Consider the following 15,428-nt stretch of genomic DNA (forward strand, 5'->3'; position numbering starts at 1 on the left):
TCAGGCGCTGTCGGCTATTCCTCCGTCTCGACCGCCAGCAGGACGGTGCCTTCTTCCACCTGATCGCCTTCGGCGAAGCTGACGGGGCCGATGGTGCCGTTGTGGGGGGCGGTGATGGTGTGTTCCATCTTCATGGCTTCCAGGATCAGCAGGGCATCGCCCTTGCGGACCTTCTGCCCCTCCGCCGCCATGATGCGGATCAGCTTGCCGGGCAGCGGTGCGGTGATCGCGCCCCCGGCCAGCGCATCCTCCAGATCCGCATCCATCGGGTCGATCAGTTCCAGTTTCCACTGCCCGGTCTCGCGCAGCACGGTCAGGTCGTTGCCGTCGCGGGCAACCAGCGCACTGATCCGGTGGCCGTCGAGCCGCGCCAGCAGTTCGCCCGTTTCATCCAGAGTGGCATCCGCCATGACCGAACCGCACGGCAGATCCAGCACCATGCCGCCGCCGCGCCGGTAATGCACCGTGACTTCCGTCGGGGCATCGTTGCCCGCGTAGGTCATCACCTCCCGACCGTCATCGTTCAGGCGCCAGCCATCGACCGAGTCCCAGGGACTGAAGGGGTCATTGGCGTGGGCGCGGGTCGCCGCCTTCCGGCGTTCGGCAATCACGGACAGGGTGGCCAGGGCCAGCACCGTGTCGTCAACCGGCGCAACAGGGGGCAGCAGCTCATCGCTGAACCGCTCGATGAAGCCCGTATCCAGGTCGGCGGCGTCGAAGGCCGCATGGGTGACGAGATGCTTCAGGAAGAAGATGTTGGTCACCAGCCCGGCGACGCGCGTCCGCTCCAGCAGCCCGGCCATGCGCCGGATCGCCTCCGACCGGTCCTTCCCGTGCACGATCAGCTTGGCGATCATCGGATCATAAAACGGTGTGACGCTGTCGCCTTCGCGCACGCCGGTATCGACGCGCAGGCCATTGCCGCCCGGTCCGGTGTCACCTTCGGGGAACCGCAGCCGGGTCAGCTTGCCGGTGGCGGGCAGGAACATGCGGTTCGGATTCTCCGCATAGAGCCGTGCCTCCAGCGCGTGACCCTTGATGGTCAGTTCATCCTGCGCCAGCGGCAGGGGTTCCCCGGCCGCGACGCGGATCTGCCACTCCACCAGGTCCTGTCCGGTGATCAGTTCCGTCACCGGATGCTCCACCTGCAGGCGGGTGTTCATCTCCATGAAGTAGAAGCGGTCGGGGCTCAGCCCCTCCGACACATCGGCAATGAACTCGATCGTGCCGGCACCGTGATAGTCGATGGCACGGGCGGCAGCCACCGCCGCCTCCCCCATCGCCTGGCGCATCTCCGCCGGCATGTCGGGGGCGGGGGCTTCCTCGATCACCTTCTGGTGGCGGCGCTGGATGGAGCAGTCACGCTCGAACAGGTGAACCGCGTTGCCGTGGGTGTCACCGAAGACCTGCACCTCGATATGGCGCGGCTTGACCAGATACTTCTCGATCAGCACCCGCGCGTCACCGAAGGCATTCTTGCCCTCCCGCATCGCGCCTTCCAGGGCCTTGGTGAAGTCCTCCGCCTTGTGCACCTGGCGCATGCCCTTGCCACCGCCACCGGCGACGGCCTTGATCAGCACCGGATAGCCGATGCGCTCCGCCTCCGCTGCCAGCATCTCCGGGTCCTGGCCCTCACCGTGGTATCCGGGGACGACCGGCACGCCGGCCTTCTCCATGATCGCCTTGGCTGCATCCTTCAGACCCATGCGGCGGATCGAATCCGCGCTGGGGCCGATGAAGGTCAGACCGGCAGCGGCAATCGCATCCGCAAAGGCCGCGTTCTCCGACAGGAAGCCATAGCCGGGATGGATCGCCTGCGCGCCGGTACGTTGCGCCGCCTCCAGCACCCGGTCGGCCAGCAGATAGCTCTTCGTCACCTCGGATTCACCGATGCGCACGGCCTCGTCGGCCATGGCGACATGCATGGCGCCGGCGTCGGCGTCGGAATGCACAGCGACAGTGCGGATGCCCATGTGGCGGGCGGTGCGGATGACGCGGCAGGCGATCTCGCCCCGGTTCGCGATCAGGATCTTGTCGAACAATGCCATGGTGCTGCCCCTACATCCGGAACACGCCGAAGGAAGTATCCTCCAGCGGCTTGTTGATTGCGGCGGACAGGGCCAGACCCATGGTCATGCGGCTGTCTACCGGGTCCACCAGACCGTCGTCCCAGAGGTGCGAAGTGGCGAAATAGGGGTCCGACTGTTCCTCGAACTGGTCGAAGATCGGCTTCCTGAAGGCAGCCTCATCCTCTGCCGACCATTCCTCCCCGCGCCGTTCGTAGTTGGCGCGCGTGACGGTGGCGAGCACGCCTGCGGCCTGTTCCGAGCCCATCAGCGCCAGCCGGGCGGAGGGCCACATCCACAGGAAGCGGGGGCTGTAGGCCCGGCCACACATGCCGTAGTTGCCCGCACCATAGGATCCGCCGACGACCATGGTGAACTTCGGCACCTTCGTGGTGGCAACGGCGGTGACCAGCTTGGCCCCATCCTTGGCGATGCCGCCCGATTCATACTTCCGTCCTACCATGAAGCCGGAGATGTTCTGCAGGAACAGCAGCGGCACGTGACGCTGGCTGCAAAGCTCGATGAAGTGCGCGCCCTTCTTCGAGGATTCGGAAAACAGGATGCCGTTGTTGGCCACGATGCCTACCGGATAGCCCATGATGTGGGCAAAGCCGCAGACCAGCGTCGGGCCGTAGAGCTTCTTGAACTCGTCGAATTCGGAGCCGTCGACCATGCGCGCGATCAGTTCGCGCACGTCATAGGGCTGACGCACGTCCTGCGGCAGCACGCCATAGAGCTCCTCCGGATCGAATGCCGGGGCGACGGGTGCGCGGGTCTGCAGGGTGACCGGCTTCACCCGGTTCAGGTTGGCGACGATGTTGCGCGCCATGGCCAGTGCGTGGGCATCATTCATGGCGTAATGGTCGGTGACGCCGGAGGTGCGGGAATGCACATCCGCGCCCCCCAGGTCCTCGGCCGAGACGATCTCCCCCGTCGCGGCCTTCACCAGCGGCGGGCCGCCCAGGAAGATCGTGCCCTGCTGGCGCACGATGATGGCGTCATCGGACATGGCTGGCACATAGGCCCCGCCCGCGGTGCAACTGCCCATGACCACGGCGATCTGCGGGATGCCGCGCGCCGACATGTTGGCCTGATTGTAGAAGATGCGACCGAAATGCTCCCGGTCCGGAAATACATCCGGCCACTGCGGCAGGTTCGCGCCGCCGCTGTCGACCAGGGAAATGCAGGGCAGGTTGTTTTCCAGCGCCACTTCCTGCGCCCGGAGATGCTTCTTCACGGTCTCGCGGTAATAGGTGCCACCCTTCACCGTGGCATCGTTGCAGATGATGATGCATTCGCGGCCCGACACCCGGCCGATGCCAGTGATGATGCCGCCGGACGGCACCTCCCCGTCATACTGGCCCCAGGCAGCAAGCTGGTTCAGCTCCAGGAAAGGCGCGCCGGGATCAACCAGCGCCCGGATGCGTTCCCGCGGCAGCATCTTGCCCCGTTCCAGATGGCGCTTGCGCGACCGTTCCCCGCCGCCCTGCTTGATCTCCGCTACCCGGTCCTTCAGGCGCGCGATCTCGGCGCGCCAATGGGCCGTATTGGCCTTGAACGCGTCGGAGCGCGTATTGATCTCGGATTTGAGCACCGGCATCTGCAGCGATCTCCCCCCGGAGTGTTTCCTGTCCTGATGCCTCTTCTAGATGCCTTTGGCCGCAGGGGAAAGATCGCTATGGGCGTCGAGATCGACATAGCCCCTCCGCAGCAGCGCCGCGGCTGCGTCATCAGGCATCGGTGGTCCAAGCAGATAACCCTGGCCATGCGTCGAGCCGCGTTCCCGGACGAAGGCAAGCTGCGCGGGGGTCTCGATGCCTTCAGAAACCGTCGTGATACCCATCTTTGCCGCGAGCTCGATGATCGAACTGGTGATCGCGCGGCTTGCGGCCCGCTCCATCACGGTCCCGACAAAGTTCCGGTCGATCTTGACCTCATCGGTCGGCAGGGAGAGCAGACTGATCAGGGAGCCGTAGCCGGTGCCGAAATCATCGAGCGATATCCGCACGCCCTGGGCGCGCAGTGACTTCAGGTTGGCGTCGACACTGGTCGCAGGTTCGGAGAGCATCACGGTCTCCGTGACCTCGATCTTCAATTGTCCCGGTTCCAGATTCCGGGCAGCCAGCATCTTGATCAGATCGGCGTGCATGCCACCATTCGACAGATCCGACCAGGCCGCGTTCAGGGATATGGATGGTGTCAGCCCATACAATTCACGCCATTGCTGCATCTGGCTGATCACCGCATCGCGCATGATGAAGCCGACCTTGCGCGACATGCTCGCATCCATCAGGGCAGGCCAGAACTGCGGCGGATCAGACAGGGAACCGTCCGGCAGCCTCACCCTGACCAGGGCCTCGAACCCGGAGACCGATCCGTCGGAAAGCCGCACGATCGGCTGGTAGAATGGCAGGATCCGGTGCTCATCGACCGCCGCCTGCAGGAAGTCGGTGGCATTCTCCCTGATCTCGAAGCGGTCCCGCATCAGCGGATCAAAGAACACCACATCGGAATGCGGGTCATCATAGGACACCCGCAGCGCCAGATCGGCCGACCGGAGCAGCCGGTCGACCGTCGCCCCATCCTTTGGATAGATCGCGACGGAAGACTCCGGGTTGATGTCCAGACGTCGCTGCAGCACCGCGACTTCCACGTTCAGCCGGGTCAGCAGATGCCGGCAGCGCTCCCGGATACTGTCCGCCGAGACACCTTCCGCCGTCATGATCGAGAAGGCCTCGTAGGACGTCCGCCCCCGCGTTTCACCCTCCTGCAGATCGGTACGCAGCACGGTTGCAATATCCCGCAGCATCGCATCCATCTGTGACAGCCCATGGGACTGACGGACGGTCACGATATCCGGGATACCGACGGAAATCAGGGCGAATGGTTCATCCGGAGCACCCGCAATCCGGTCGGCCAGGTTCCGCTCGAACGCCTGGCTGTTGCTCACCCGCGTGATCGGGTCGGCATTGATGGCACTGGTCAGCCGGATCTCCGTCTCGTGCACCCCCGAGACATCATGGACCACGCCTGCGATGCGCGCCGACCTGCCCTCTCCGGAGACTCTCTCGCCGCGCACGCGGACCTGACGGGGCAGGCCCACCGCATCGACGAAGAAGGACTTCATGTCGAAGGGGCGCCCGACATCGCGGGCAAGACGCAATGCGTCGGCAATGCGTCTGCGTTCGCTCTCCGGATAGCGCGCCGCGACCGACCGGAAGGTCCGGGCCTGGGCCCCGGGCAAGCGGTGCAGGTCAAATGCGCCGGGGCTCAGCTTGAATGTGTTCCTGGCCAGATCCAGTTCCCAGTGACCAGCGGCCAGGGTCTCTTCAAGTCTCTGGTAGTGCTCGGCAATCTTGTTGCGCGGCGGGGACGACGGGTCCGGGGTCATCAGGGGAGTGGCTGACGGGGATGACGCGCCTCCAAGGGTGATCAGCCGTTCGACAATGCTGGCGAACCGGCAAAGCGTCGCGGTCTCCGCATCGCTGATCGTCCTTGGCTCGAAGTCAGCCACGCAGACCGTACCGATACAGTAGCCGTCGACCGTACGGATCGGTGCACCGGCATAGGCGCGCAGATGCGGGGGACCGGTGACGAACGGATTGGTGTCGAACCGCGGATCCTGAGGCGCGTTCTCCACCACCAGGGGGACATCATCACGGATCGTGTAGTCACAAAAGGTATTGCTGCGGGGTACCTGTCTGGCACTCAGACCATGGATAGATTTCAGTCACTGCGTATCCCGGTCGATGAGGGAGACGAATCCCACCGGAAACCCGAGCTTCTGGCAGAGACACGCAATGATGAAATCCAGGTCCGCGTCGGCATCACTGTTCGGAAGACCCAGCCCATGCAGGGCCGCGACACGATGATCCTCGTTCTTGACCAGACGCGATTCCAACTCAACTCCAGACGACACAAGGCGCAGCCAGGAGCCACAACCCGGGGACTTAGGTACTCACATGCTACATATTAAGCACATTTTCTCTCCATGCACACGTGCACGTTTAACTGACAGATGCATAAAAACCGCAACTATGCACTCATTGGGTGGGTAGGCCATTAGGCCGGTCGCGAGACCTGCCGCGACATCATCAGGCTGTCGATATCGATCCTGCCGACCCTGACCAGCGCCGTCGCATCCGCAGCGGACATGGGATGCCCCAGCAGATAGCCCTGACCATGCGTCGATCCGTTGTCGCGGACGAAGGCAAGCTGTTCCGCAGTCTCGATACCTTCGGAGACCGTGCTGGTCTGCGGTCGATCTTGCGGACTGTTCGATACCTGCGATCAGGCGTTCCACCAGACCGGCGAACCGGCACAGGGTGGCCTTCTGGGCCTCGCCGACATGCCGTGGCTGCATATCGGCGACACACAATGTGGCGATGCGATATCCGGCGCTGGGGCGGATTGGAACACCGGCATAGGCCACCAGATACGGTGCACCGGCGACCAGGGGCAGACTTCTGTAGCGGCTGTCCAGCCGGGCGTCTTCCACGACCAGCGGACCGTCATTCCGGATCGTGTGGGTGCAGAACGAGGCCGCGCGCGGAACTTCGGTGAGATCAAGCCCGACCCTGGAGATGAAACGCAGCGCGTCGTCATCGACCAGGGCAATGAAGCCGATGGGAAAATCAAGTACCGCAACCAGCGTGGACAGGATCAGATCAAGGTCAGCATCGTCCGGCACACGCGCCAATCCTATGCCGTCCAGGGCATCTATTCTCTCCAGTTCATGAAGGGAATAGTGAATCTCTGAATATGACGTTCGGATCTCGGATCGCATGCGTCTTTCTCATTTCGGCACCTGAAGGAGACTGAAACCCGGACTCTCTGCATTCCCGATTATTCAGCATTCACGCACGCGAAATAATACTCAGCGCCCGCCCGTACCGGGTGAGACTCTAGCCGAAAATCTAATAAGGGGAGTAACTATTGGTTGAGATTCATCACACTTCAATCAAAGCGTGGTCTCGCATCCGCCTCCAGCACGGCGAACAACAGATGATCGCGCCAGTATCCGGCGATGCGCAGATACTTGCGCGCATAACCTTCCTCCGTGAAGCCGCACTTGCGCAGCAGGCTGGCGGAGGGAAGGTTCTCCGGCAGGCAGGCCGCCTCCACCCGGTGCAGACCCAGTTCACCGAACGACCAGTCGCAGACCAGCGTGATCGCGGCGGCCATGTAGCCCTGCCGGGCATGGGGCTGGCCCATCCAGTAGCCGGCGGAGGCCGCCTGGGTCACGCCGCGGCGCACGTTCGACAGGGTGATCCCGCCCAGCAGCGCATCATCGCCATTGCGGAAGACCAGGAAGGAATAGGCCAGGTCGGCGCGGGCGTCACGCTGATAGAGGCGCAGGCGGCGGCGGTAGGAAAAGCGCGACAGGGCGTCGGCTGGCCAGGTCGGCTCCCACGGCTCCAGGAACGCGCGACTGCCCGCGCGCAATTCCGCCCACGCCCGCCAGTCATGCGCCTGCGGCGGACGCAGGTAGATACGACGGCCCCGCAACAGGGGCCGGGTATCATCTGACGCCATGTTCGCGAACATGTGCCCTCCGGTTGAAACCAGTTCCCGCGAAGTCCATACCGGCCCGCTCCTCCACCAGGCTACCCGAGGGAAAGCCCTGCAACGGGTGGCCGGATGAGGGCGCGGGCCGATGCCGCCACCAGGACTGCGGTCCTCCTAGGCAAAGTGTGCGGCGAAGGCCTCCGGTGACGCAAGCTGTTCCGTATCGCCCACCGCCGCGATGGCCATCGGCTTGCCCGCCCCGAACAGTTTCTCCGCCACCCGACGGCAGGTGGCGACATCCACCTCGTCCACCCGGGCCAGCAGGTCGGCAGTCTCCAGCGGTCGGCCATGCACCAGCACCTGGCGCGCAATCTGCTCCAGCCGGGCGGAGGAGCTTTCCAGCGACATCACCAGTCCCGCCTTCATCTGCGCCCGGGCACGGGCGGTTTCCACCTCGTTCGTGTCTTCCGCCAGCCTGAGTATCTCCCCGGCCAGCACCGGCCCCAGTTCCGCGACGCTGTCGGGGGAGGAAGCGGCATAGACACCGACCATGCCGCCATCGGCCATGGCCCCGGCAAAGCTGAACACGGAATAGGCCAGGCCACGCTTCTCCCGCACCTCCTGAAACAGGCGCGAGGACATGCCGCCGCCCAGTACGTTCGACACCACCTGCGCGGCGATGAAATCCGGGTCGTGGATCGTCACCCCGTCGAATCCCAGTGCCAGATGGGTCTGCTCCAGCGTCCGCCGGTCGATGATGGCGCCGCCCTGCCAGACCGCCGGCTCCGGCGTGTCATCGGTAACGGTGCCGACATCGGCGAACAGCTTCTCGATGGCTTTCAGGAACGCGTCCGGATCGACCGCACCGGCAGCGGCAACCACCATACGTTCGGCCCCGTAGCCACGCCCTAGGAACCCCTGCAGGTCGCTGCGGGCAAAGGTCGAGACCCGCTCGGGCAGGCCCAGGATCGACCGGCCGACGGGCTGGTCCGGATAGGCCGCCGCCTGCAGATGGTCGAAGATCAGGTCGTCGGGGGTGTCATTGACCTGCGCAATCTCCTGGCGCACCACCTCCCGCTCCCGCGCCAGCTCTTCCTCCGGGAAGGTCGACTGCAGCAGGATGTCGGCAATCAGTTCGATGGCCAGATCGGTGTCGTCGCGCATCACACGGGCGTAATAGGCGGTCTGTTCGCGACTGGTGTAGGCGTTCAGGTACCCCCCCACATCCTCGATCTCCTCCGCAATGCGCAGGGCGGAGCGGCGCGCGGTACCCTTGAAGGCCATATGCTCCAGCATGTGCGCCAGACCGTTCTCGTGGACGCGCTCATGCCGACCGCCGACATCGACCCAGACACCGACGGAGACCGTCTCCACGCCGGGCATCGGGGCAACCGCGACCCGCAGACCGCTGGGCAGGGTGTGCAGCACCCCCGCGCTCAATTCGCCCCTCCGCCCGCGATGCGGGCATAGGATTCCAGATGGCGCTGCAGCGCGCCGAGGTCGTTGGGCAGGGTGATGCTGCGCTCCTTCCGCTCATGCAGATCGGCCAGCCGTTCGGGCAGTGCCGGGTGAACGCCAATGGCCTGCTGGACCGCATCCGGGAACTTGGCCGGATGGGCTGTGGCCAGGCTGACCGTCGGCACCGCGTCGGCAATCCGGCCCTCCGCCCGCGCGCGCCGCGCGGCAGCGGTGCCGATGGCACTGTGCGGGTCCAGGATCTCGCCCGTGTCGCGCCAGACCCTGCGCATCTCTTCCAGTGTTTCATCCTCGTCCACCCGCCGGGCGGTGAAGACCTTCTGCGCCGCCTCGAAGGCGGCGGCAGGGGCCGTGAAACCACCCGACTGTTTCAGGTTGTCCATCAGGCCCTGAACACGGGGGCCGTCGCGATCCACCATGTCGAACAGCAGCCGCTCGAAGTTGGATGAAACCTGAATATCCATCGACGGGCTCATGGTCGCGCTGACACCCCGGGTGCGATATTCGCCGGTATCGAAGAACCGGGTCAGGATGTCGTTGACGTTGGTGGCAATCAGCAGCGTATCCACCGGCAGCCCCATGCGGCGTGCGATCTCGCCCGCAAAGATGTTGCCGAAATTGCCGGACGGGACGGAGAAGGCAAGCGGCCGTCCGCCCAGCGCGATCCCGGCATGGACGTAATAGACCACCTGCGCCGCGACCCGCGCCCAGTTGATCGAATTGACCGCCGACAGCCGCATGGAATCCCTGAACCGCAGATCGTTGAAGGCCGCCTTGACCAGTGCCTGACAGTCATCGAAATCGCCCTCGATGGCGATGGCGTGGACGTTCGCGTCCTCGACGGTCGTCATCTGTCGCCGTTGCACGTCCGAGACCCGGCCCAGCGGATACAGGATGAAGATGTCCACCGCCTCACGCCCCCGGCAGCCTTCGATGGCCGCCGACCCGGTATCGCCGGACGTGGCCCCCAGGATCGTCACCCGCTCGCCGCGATCCGACAGCACCCGGTCGAAGAACCGCCCCAGCGCCTGCAACGCGAAGTCCTTGAACGCCAGGGTGGGGCCATGAAACAGCTCCATCACCCAGTCGTTGGCGCCGATCTGCTTCAGCGGCGCAACGGCGGTATGGTCGAAGGCGGCATAGGTATCCGCCATCATCTGCCGGAATTCATCCTGCCCGATACTGTCACCGGTCAGCGGTCCCAGCACCCGTGCGGCAAGGTCGGCATAGGACAGGCCCTGCAACCCGGCCAGATCAAGCTGCGGCAGGGACTCCGGCACATACAGGCCACCATCCCGCGCCAGGCCGGTCAGCAGAACATCATCGAATTCCAGGACCGGGGCAACGCCCCGGGTGCTCACATAGCGCACGCTCGACCTTTCTGTTGTTTGCTGTCTGTCCCGTCCCCTCCCGGGCCAGCCATTTCAGGCTACCTGCGCGGGTGGCCGGGCAGAGGAGAGGGTTGGAACAGCGGTGCAATCCGCTCAGGCGGAGAGCTGCTTCAGTTCGCCCTTGATGACATAGGCCAGGATCTCGACCACCTGTTCCGGCGTTTCGGCCACGGCCAGTGCGGCGGCGTCCACTTCCTTCAGCGGGTGCGTCAGGGAGGGATCATGCTGCACGATCAGCGGCGTGTTCATCGCCGCCGCATAACCCGCGTCGAAGGCGGCATTCCACTGCTTGTACTTGTCGCCGAAACGGACCACGACCACGTCCGCGCGCTCGATCAGGGTGCGGGTGCGGATGGCGTTGATCTTGGCGCCCTTGTGATCCTTCCAGAAGCCATTGTTCTCCTGCCCCAGGATCGCCACGCCGCAATCGTCGCTGGACCCGTGGTCGGTCACCGGCGCGGTGAATTCGATGTCCAGACCGGCGGCGGCGGCACCCGCCTCGATACGCTCACGCCAGTCCGTGTGGATTTCGCCCGACAGATAGACGGAAAGGTCGCTCATGGTTCTGCACTCCCGGTTTCGCTGGTGGTCCACCCAATGCCATATCGGCCACGCGCTGTCATCCTTGGCAGGATTCGTTTGTCGACCGTGCCTCCCCTCTCCTGGCCTTGTTCGCTGACCGCACCACCCCTCTCCCCCTCCCGGCCACCCACGCAAGTATCCTGAAATGGGTGGCCGGGAGGGGGAGAGGGGTGGCACGGTCCACCAACAAACCACCAGGATCACCCACTCAGACCCGCTTCGCGGCCTGCACCATGGTTTCCAGCCGGTTCAGGAAGTTCGATCTGTCCGCCTTGCTGAAGGGGCGACCGCCGCCGCCCGCGCCCAGCGGATTGGCAGCGCGCATGTCCGCCATCAGGTCGCGCATGGCAAGCTGGTGGCCGATGTTGTCCGGTGTGAAGGGATCGCCATTGTGGCGGATGGCGGCCCCGCCATGCTCCAGACAGCGTGCGGCCAGCGGAATGTCACCGGTGACGCAGATGTCGCCGGGGCCGATCCGGTCGGCGATCCACATGTCGGCGGCGTCCGGTCCCTCCGGCGCCACCACGGTCTGGACCAGCGGGTCGGGGCTGGGGCGGATCCCGCCGTTGGAAACCATGTAGACCTGCAGCCGGTGGCGGCTGGCGACCCGCAGGATCTCGTCCTTCACCGGGCAGGCGTCGGCGTCGATGTAGATGCTTGTCATGCCGCAGTCAGTCCCCCGCAACCTCGCGCCGGACGATCGCTGCCCCCTCGGCCAGCGACGACAGCTTGCCGAAGGCCACGTCACGCGGCAGGTACTTCATGCCACAGTCCGGCGCAGCGATGACCCGCGCCGCGCCCGCATGCCCCACGGCCCCGCGCAGCCGGTCAGCCACCTGATCCGGCGTCTCGACATCATTGGTGCCCAGGTCGAGGACGCCATAGACGATCTGCTTCGACGGCAGCCGGTCGATGATCGAGGGGTCCAGCTTCGGCTGCGCCGCCTCGATGGAAATCGCGCTGGCGTCACAGGCATCCAGCTCGGCCAGGAAGGAATAGCCCGATGGCTTGTCCTTCACGACATAGGCATAGCCGAAGCAGACATGGACAATGGTCATGCCCTCGACCCCGTCCAGCGCCTGGTTGATGGCGTCGATGCCGTACTTCCGCGCCTCCTCCGGGTGGGCCTGCATATGCGGTTCGTCGATCTGGATGATGTCGGCACCTGCGGCCTTCATCTCCCTGATCTCCGCATTCAGCACGGCGGCATAGGCGCTGATCAGCTTGCCCTGGTCACCGTAATATTCGTCCTTGGCCATGCGTGCCATGGTGAAGGCGCCGGGGATCGTGACCTTGACCGCGCGATCGGTGTGGCGGCGCATGAAGGCCACATCGCGGACCTGCACCCCGCCGCTGCGGGTGATCGGCCCGACAACCCGCGGCACCAGGGTCGGCTTGCCCGTGCGCCCCGGCATCTCGCCGGGATTGTCGATGTCGATGCCGCCCAGCGCATTGGCGAAATGGTTGAAGTAGCTCTCCCGGCGGCACTCCCCGTCGGAGACGATGTCGATGCCCACCTTTTCCTGGTCCCGGAGCGCCAGCAGGCAGGCATCATCCTGCGCCTCCTCCAGTTCCTCGGCGCGTGGCAGCCAGACATCCTTCATCCGGACCCGTGGCGGCGAACTGCCCATCAGGACATCGCGGTTCACCAGCCAACCGGGCTGCGGATAGCTGCCCACCAGCATGGTCGGAATTGCCTGAAGTGCCATTCTGCGATCTCCCCGTTCCCCAAACGCCCCGTTGCGGGCGCGAGTGCAGTATGCTTTGGCTGCAGCAGGGGAAGTCAAGAATTCCCGGCCCGGAGACAAGAGGGGACAGCCATGCCCGGCAATCTGACGATGGACGAACTGACGGCAGCGGTCGGCGCGGGGGAGATCGATACCGTGCTGGTCTGCATGGTGGACATGCAGGGGCGGCTGATGGGCAAGCGGTTCCAGGCCGAATTCTTCCTCGACAGCGGCTGGGAGGAAACCCACGCCTGCAACTACCTGCTGGCCACCGATCTGGAGATGATCACCGTGGAGGGCTTTGCCGCCGCAAGCTGGGCCAGCGGCTACGGGGACTACGTGATGCAGCCCGACCTTGCCACCCTGCGGCAGGTGCCCTGGCTGGAGGGTACGGCGCTGGTGCTCTGTGACGTGCTGGATCACCACCACCAGCCGGTGCCCCATTCCCCCCGCGCCGTCCTGAAGCGCCAGATCGCGCGGCTGGAGGGCATGGGCTATCGCGCCATGATGGCGTCGGAGCTGGAGTTCTTCCTGTTCGAGGAATCCTACGAACAGGCGGCCGCGTCCGGGTACCGCGATCTTTCGACCTTCAGCCGCTACAACGAGGACTACAACATCTTCCAGACCACCAAGGAGGAACCGGTGATGCGGGCGCTGCGCCGGGGCCTGCAGGCCGCAGGCATCCCGGTGGAGAATTCGAAGGGGGAGGCAGACGCCGGCCAGGGGGAGATCAACGTCCGCTATTCGGATGCGCTCGACATGGCCGACAGCCACGCGGTGATCAAGAACGCCGCCAAGGAGATCGCCTGGGCAAAGGGCCGTGCCCTGACGTTCCTGGCCAAGTGGGACACGGACGCGGCGGGCAATTCCAGCCACATCCACCAGTCGCTGCAGGACATGGACGGCACTCCGCTGTTCCATGATCCGCAGGACCCGCTGGGCATGTCCGACCTGATGCGCCATTTCCTGGCCGGGCAACTGGAACATGCCAGCGCCATCACCTGGTTCCTTGCCCCCTATGTGAACAGCTACAAGCGGTTCCAGGCTGGCACCTTCGCGCCCACCGCCGCCATCTGGTCACGCGACAACCGCACCGCGGGGTATCGCCTGTGCGGTGAGGGTACCAGGGCGATCCGCGTCGAATGCCGCGTCGGCGGCGCCGACCTGAACCCCTATCTCGCCATGGCCGCGCTGCTGGCCGCCGGGATCGACGGGATCGAGCGCAAGCTGGAACTGGAACCGGGGTTCGAGGGCGATGCCTATCAGGGACGCCGCATCCGCCGCATCCCCGCCAACCTGCGCGATGCCACGCTGGCCCTGAAGCGGTCGAAGATGCTGCGCGCGGCGCTGGGTGACAATGTGGTGGACCACTACGTCCATGTCGCCATCTGGGAACAGCAGGAGCACGAGCGGGTGGTCACCGACTGGGAAGTCGCCCGCGGCTTCGAGCGCGCCTGACAGCGACGGCGGCAATTGTTGTACTTCCCCTTCCCCCTCGACGGGGGAAGGTCGGGATGGGGGTGAATCGGCGAAGCCGAACAGCCGGGATTTCACCACAGTTCGGCAGCCTGCGGCTTCACCCCCCATCGACCGCTTCGCGGCCACTTCCCCCTCAAGGGGGGAAGACATGCAGTGCGGTGTACTCGTCAGGCGAGCTCCGACGTCAGATGGCTCACCTGGCGACGGTCAGGCCGCCTTCGGCAGCGGAATGGCGTCCAGTTCCGGCTGCACCAGATCGATGAACTTCCGGGTCTGGTCCATCAGGTCGGCGTCGCTGCCCGCGATGGGGCGCAGGATGAATTTCGACGCCCCGGCATCGACATAGGCGCGGATGCGGTCGAGGATCGTCGCCTCGTCCCCCACCACGAAGTACCCGGTCGGGTCCTTGCGCAGCCGCTTCTCGAAGCGGCCGGCCTCCGTCGCCACCACTTCCTCGTCCATGCTGCCGAAGCGGAACGGGAAGGCCGCGCCGAAATGGTCATCGGCCACCGGACGGCCCTGCGCCACCGCGGTCTCGCGGATGGCCCGCACAACGGGCGCCAGCTGGGCCGGGCTTTCGAAGGCAGCCTGCCAGCCGGTGCCATATTTCGCCGTCCGCTCCACCGCCGCCTTGGTGGCACCGCCGATCCACATGGGGATGTTCGGGTTCACGGGTGTCGGTGAGATCCGCGCGCCCTTCAGCTGGAAATACTTGCCGTCATAGTCCAGCGTCTCCCCCTTCCAGAGGCGGATGATGATCTCCAGCGCCTCATCGGCCCGCGCACCGCGCCCTGCCGTCGGCATGCCCGTCGCGGCCCAGTCCGGGGCCAGTTTCGCACCGATCCCGAAGGCCGGCAGCAGCCGCCCGGCGCTGAGGTAATCAATGGTGGCGCACTGCTTGGCCAGCAGCACCGGTTCCCGGAGCGCCAGAGAGGCGACATTCATGCCGAACTTCAGCCGCCGCGTGCGCCCGGCAACGGCCCCCAGCGCCGCCATCGGTTCCAGATGCGGCCGGGCAGAGGCGATACGGTCCGACTGCCAGTAGCTGTTGACGCCGCCGTCCTCCAGCATGTCGATCCAGTCCCAGAACGGGGCCGCCCCCGAGAAGGGCAGTTCCCCGAAACCCATTCCGACCCTGACAGGCATGTTGCGTCTCCTCGGTTCTACGTTGGTGCCTCTGAGCGGTTGTTGACCGTTCC

13 protein-coding genes are annotated in these 15,428 nt (G+C 65.3%); 2 read left to right on the forward strand and 11 right to left on the reverse strand.

Annotated elements, in window-relative coordinates:
- Positions 1 to 14 precede the first annotated feature (14 nt).
- Genes QGV55_RS16630 through QGV55_RS16645 form a run of 4 tightly spaced genes read right to left on the reverse strand, consistent with a single transcriptional unit; the run spans position 15 to position 5,967 of the window.
- Positions 15 to 2,042, reverse strand: a complete 2,028-nt coding sequence (locus tag QGV55_RS16630; protein ID WP_348637681.1) for an acetyl/propionyl/methylcrotonyl-CoA carboxylase subunit alpha — start codon at positions 2,040 to 2,042, stop codon at positions 15 to 17.
- 16 nt (positions 2,043 to 2,058) lie between these two features.
- Positions 2,059 to 3,666 (reverse strand): carboxyl transferase domain-containing protein, encoded by a 1,608-nt coding sequence (locus tag QGV55_RS16635; protein WP_281019513.1) that lies wholly within the window; start codon positions 3,664 to 3,666, stop codon positions 2,059 to 2,061.
- A gap of 45 nt (positions 3,667 to 3,711) precedes the next feature.
- Positions 3,712 to 5,796, reverse strand: a complete 2,085-nt coding sequence (locus QGV55_RS16640; protein ID WP_348638813.1) for a sensor domain-containing phosphodiesterase — start codon at positions 5,794 to 5,796, stop codon at positions 3,712 to 3,714.
- Positions 5,797 to 5,967, reverse strand: coding sequence for a hypothetical protein (locus QGV55_RS16645; RefSeq protein WP_281019512.1), 171 nt, complete (start codon positions 5,965 to 5,967; stop codon positions 5,797 to 5,799). It lies immediately after the preceding gene.
- A 345-nt stretch (positions 5,968 to 6,312) separates the two neighbouring features.
- Between QGV55_RS16645 and QGV55_RS16650 the strand changes: the two genes are divergently transcribed.
- Positions 6,313 to 6,825 (forward strand): hypothetical protein, encoded by a 513-nt coding sequence (locus QGV55_RS16650; protein ID WP_281019511.1) that lies wholly within the window; start codon positions 6,313 to 6,315, stop codon positions 6,823 to 6,825.
- Positions 6,826 to 7,022: 197 nt separating this feature from the next.
- Here the strand turns inward: QGV55_RS16650 and QGV55_RS16655 are convergent, their stop codons facing one another.
- From QGV55_RS16655 to QGV55_RS16680, 6 genes are all read right to left on the reverse strand, one after another.
- A complete protein-coding gene (locus QGV55_RS16655; RefSeq protein WP_281019510.1) occupies positions 7,023 to 7,613 on the reverse strand; it encodes a GNAT family protein in 591 nt (196 codons plus the stop codon).
- Positions 7,614 to 7,748: 135 nt separating this feature from the next.
- Positions 7,749 to 9,014, reverse strand: a complete 1,266-nt coding sequence (locus QGV55_RS16660) for a pitrilysin family protein (protein WP_281019509.1) — start codon at positions 9,012 to 9,014, stop codon at positions 7,749 to 7,751.
- Positions 9,011 to 10,420, reverse strand: coding sequence for a threonine synthase (thrC, locus tag QGV55_RS16665; RefSeq protein ID WP_281019508.1), 1,410 nt, complete (start codon positions 10,418 to 10,420; stop codon positions 9,011 to 9,013). Before thrC ends, QGV55_RS16660 begins: the two co-directional genes overlap by 4 nt.
- 114 nt (positions 10,421 to 10,534) lie before the next feature.
- On the reverse strand, positions 10,535 to 11,002 hold the full coding sequence (locus QGV55_RS16670) for a YtoQ family protein (RefSeq protein ID WP_281019507.1): 468 nt from the start codon (positions 11,000 to 11,002) through the stop codon (positions 10,535 to 10,537).
- Positions 11,003 to 11,231: 229 nt separating this feature from the next.
- Positions 11,232 to 11,687 (reverse strand): YaiI/YqxD family protein, encoded by a 456-nt coding sequence (locus tag QGV55_RS16675; RefSeq protein WP_281019506.1) that lies wholly within the window; start codon positions 11,685 to 11,687, stop codon positions 11,232 to 11,234.
- Positions 11,688 to 11,694: 7 nt separating this feature from the next.
- A complete protein-coding gene (locus QGV55_RS16680; protein WP_281019505.1) occupies positions 11,695 to 12,732 on the reverse strand; it encodes a hypothetical protein in 1,038 nt (345 codons plus the stop codon).
- 111 nt (positions 12,733 to 12,843) lie between these two features.
- Between QGV55_RS16680 and QGV55_RS16685 the strand changes: the two genes are divergently transcribed.
- The gene (locus tag QGV55_RS16685; protein ID WP_281019504.1) at positions 12,844 to 14,208 is read left to right on the forward strand and encodes a glutamine synthetase family protein; all 1,365 of its coding nucleotides are present in this window, start codon (positions 12,844 to 12,846) and stop codon (positions 14,206 to 14,208) included.
- 228 nt (positions 14,209 to 14,436) lie between these two features.
- Here the strand turns inward: QGV55_RS16685 and QGV55_RS16690 are convergent, their stop codons facing one another.
- A complete protein-coding gene (locus QGV55_RS16690) occupies positions 14,437 to 15,375 on the reverse strand; it encodes an LLM class flavin-dependent oxidoreductase (protein WP_281019503.1) in 939 nt (312 codons plus the stop codon).
- Positions 15,376 to 15,428: the final 53 nt, after the last annotated feature.

This window comes from Minwuia sp. IMCC3009 (assembly GCF_029909415.1).
In the GTDB taxonomy this organism is placed as follows: Bacteria; Pseudomonadota; Alphaproteobacteria; order Minwuiales; family Minwuiaceae; genus Minwuia.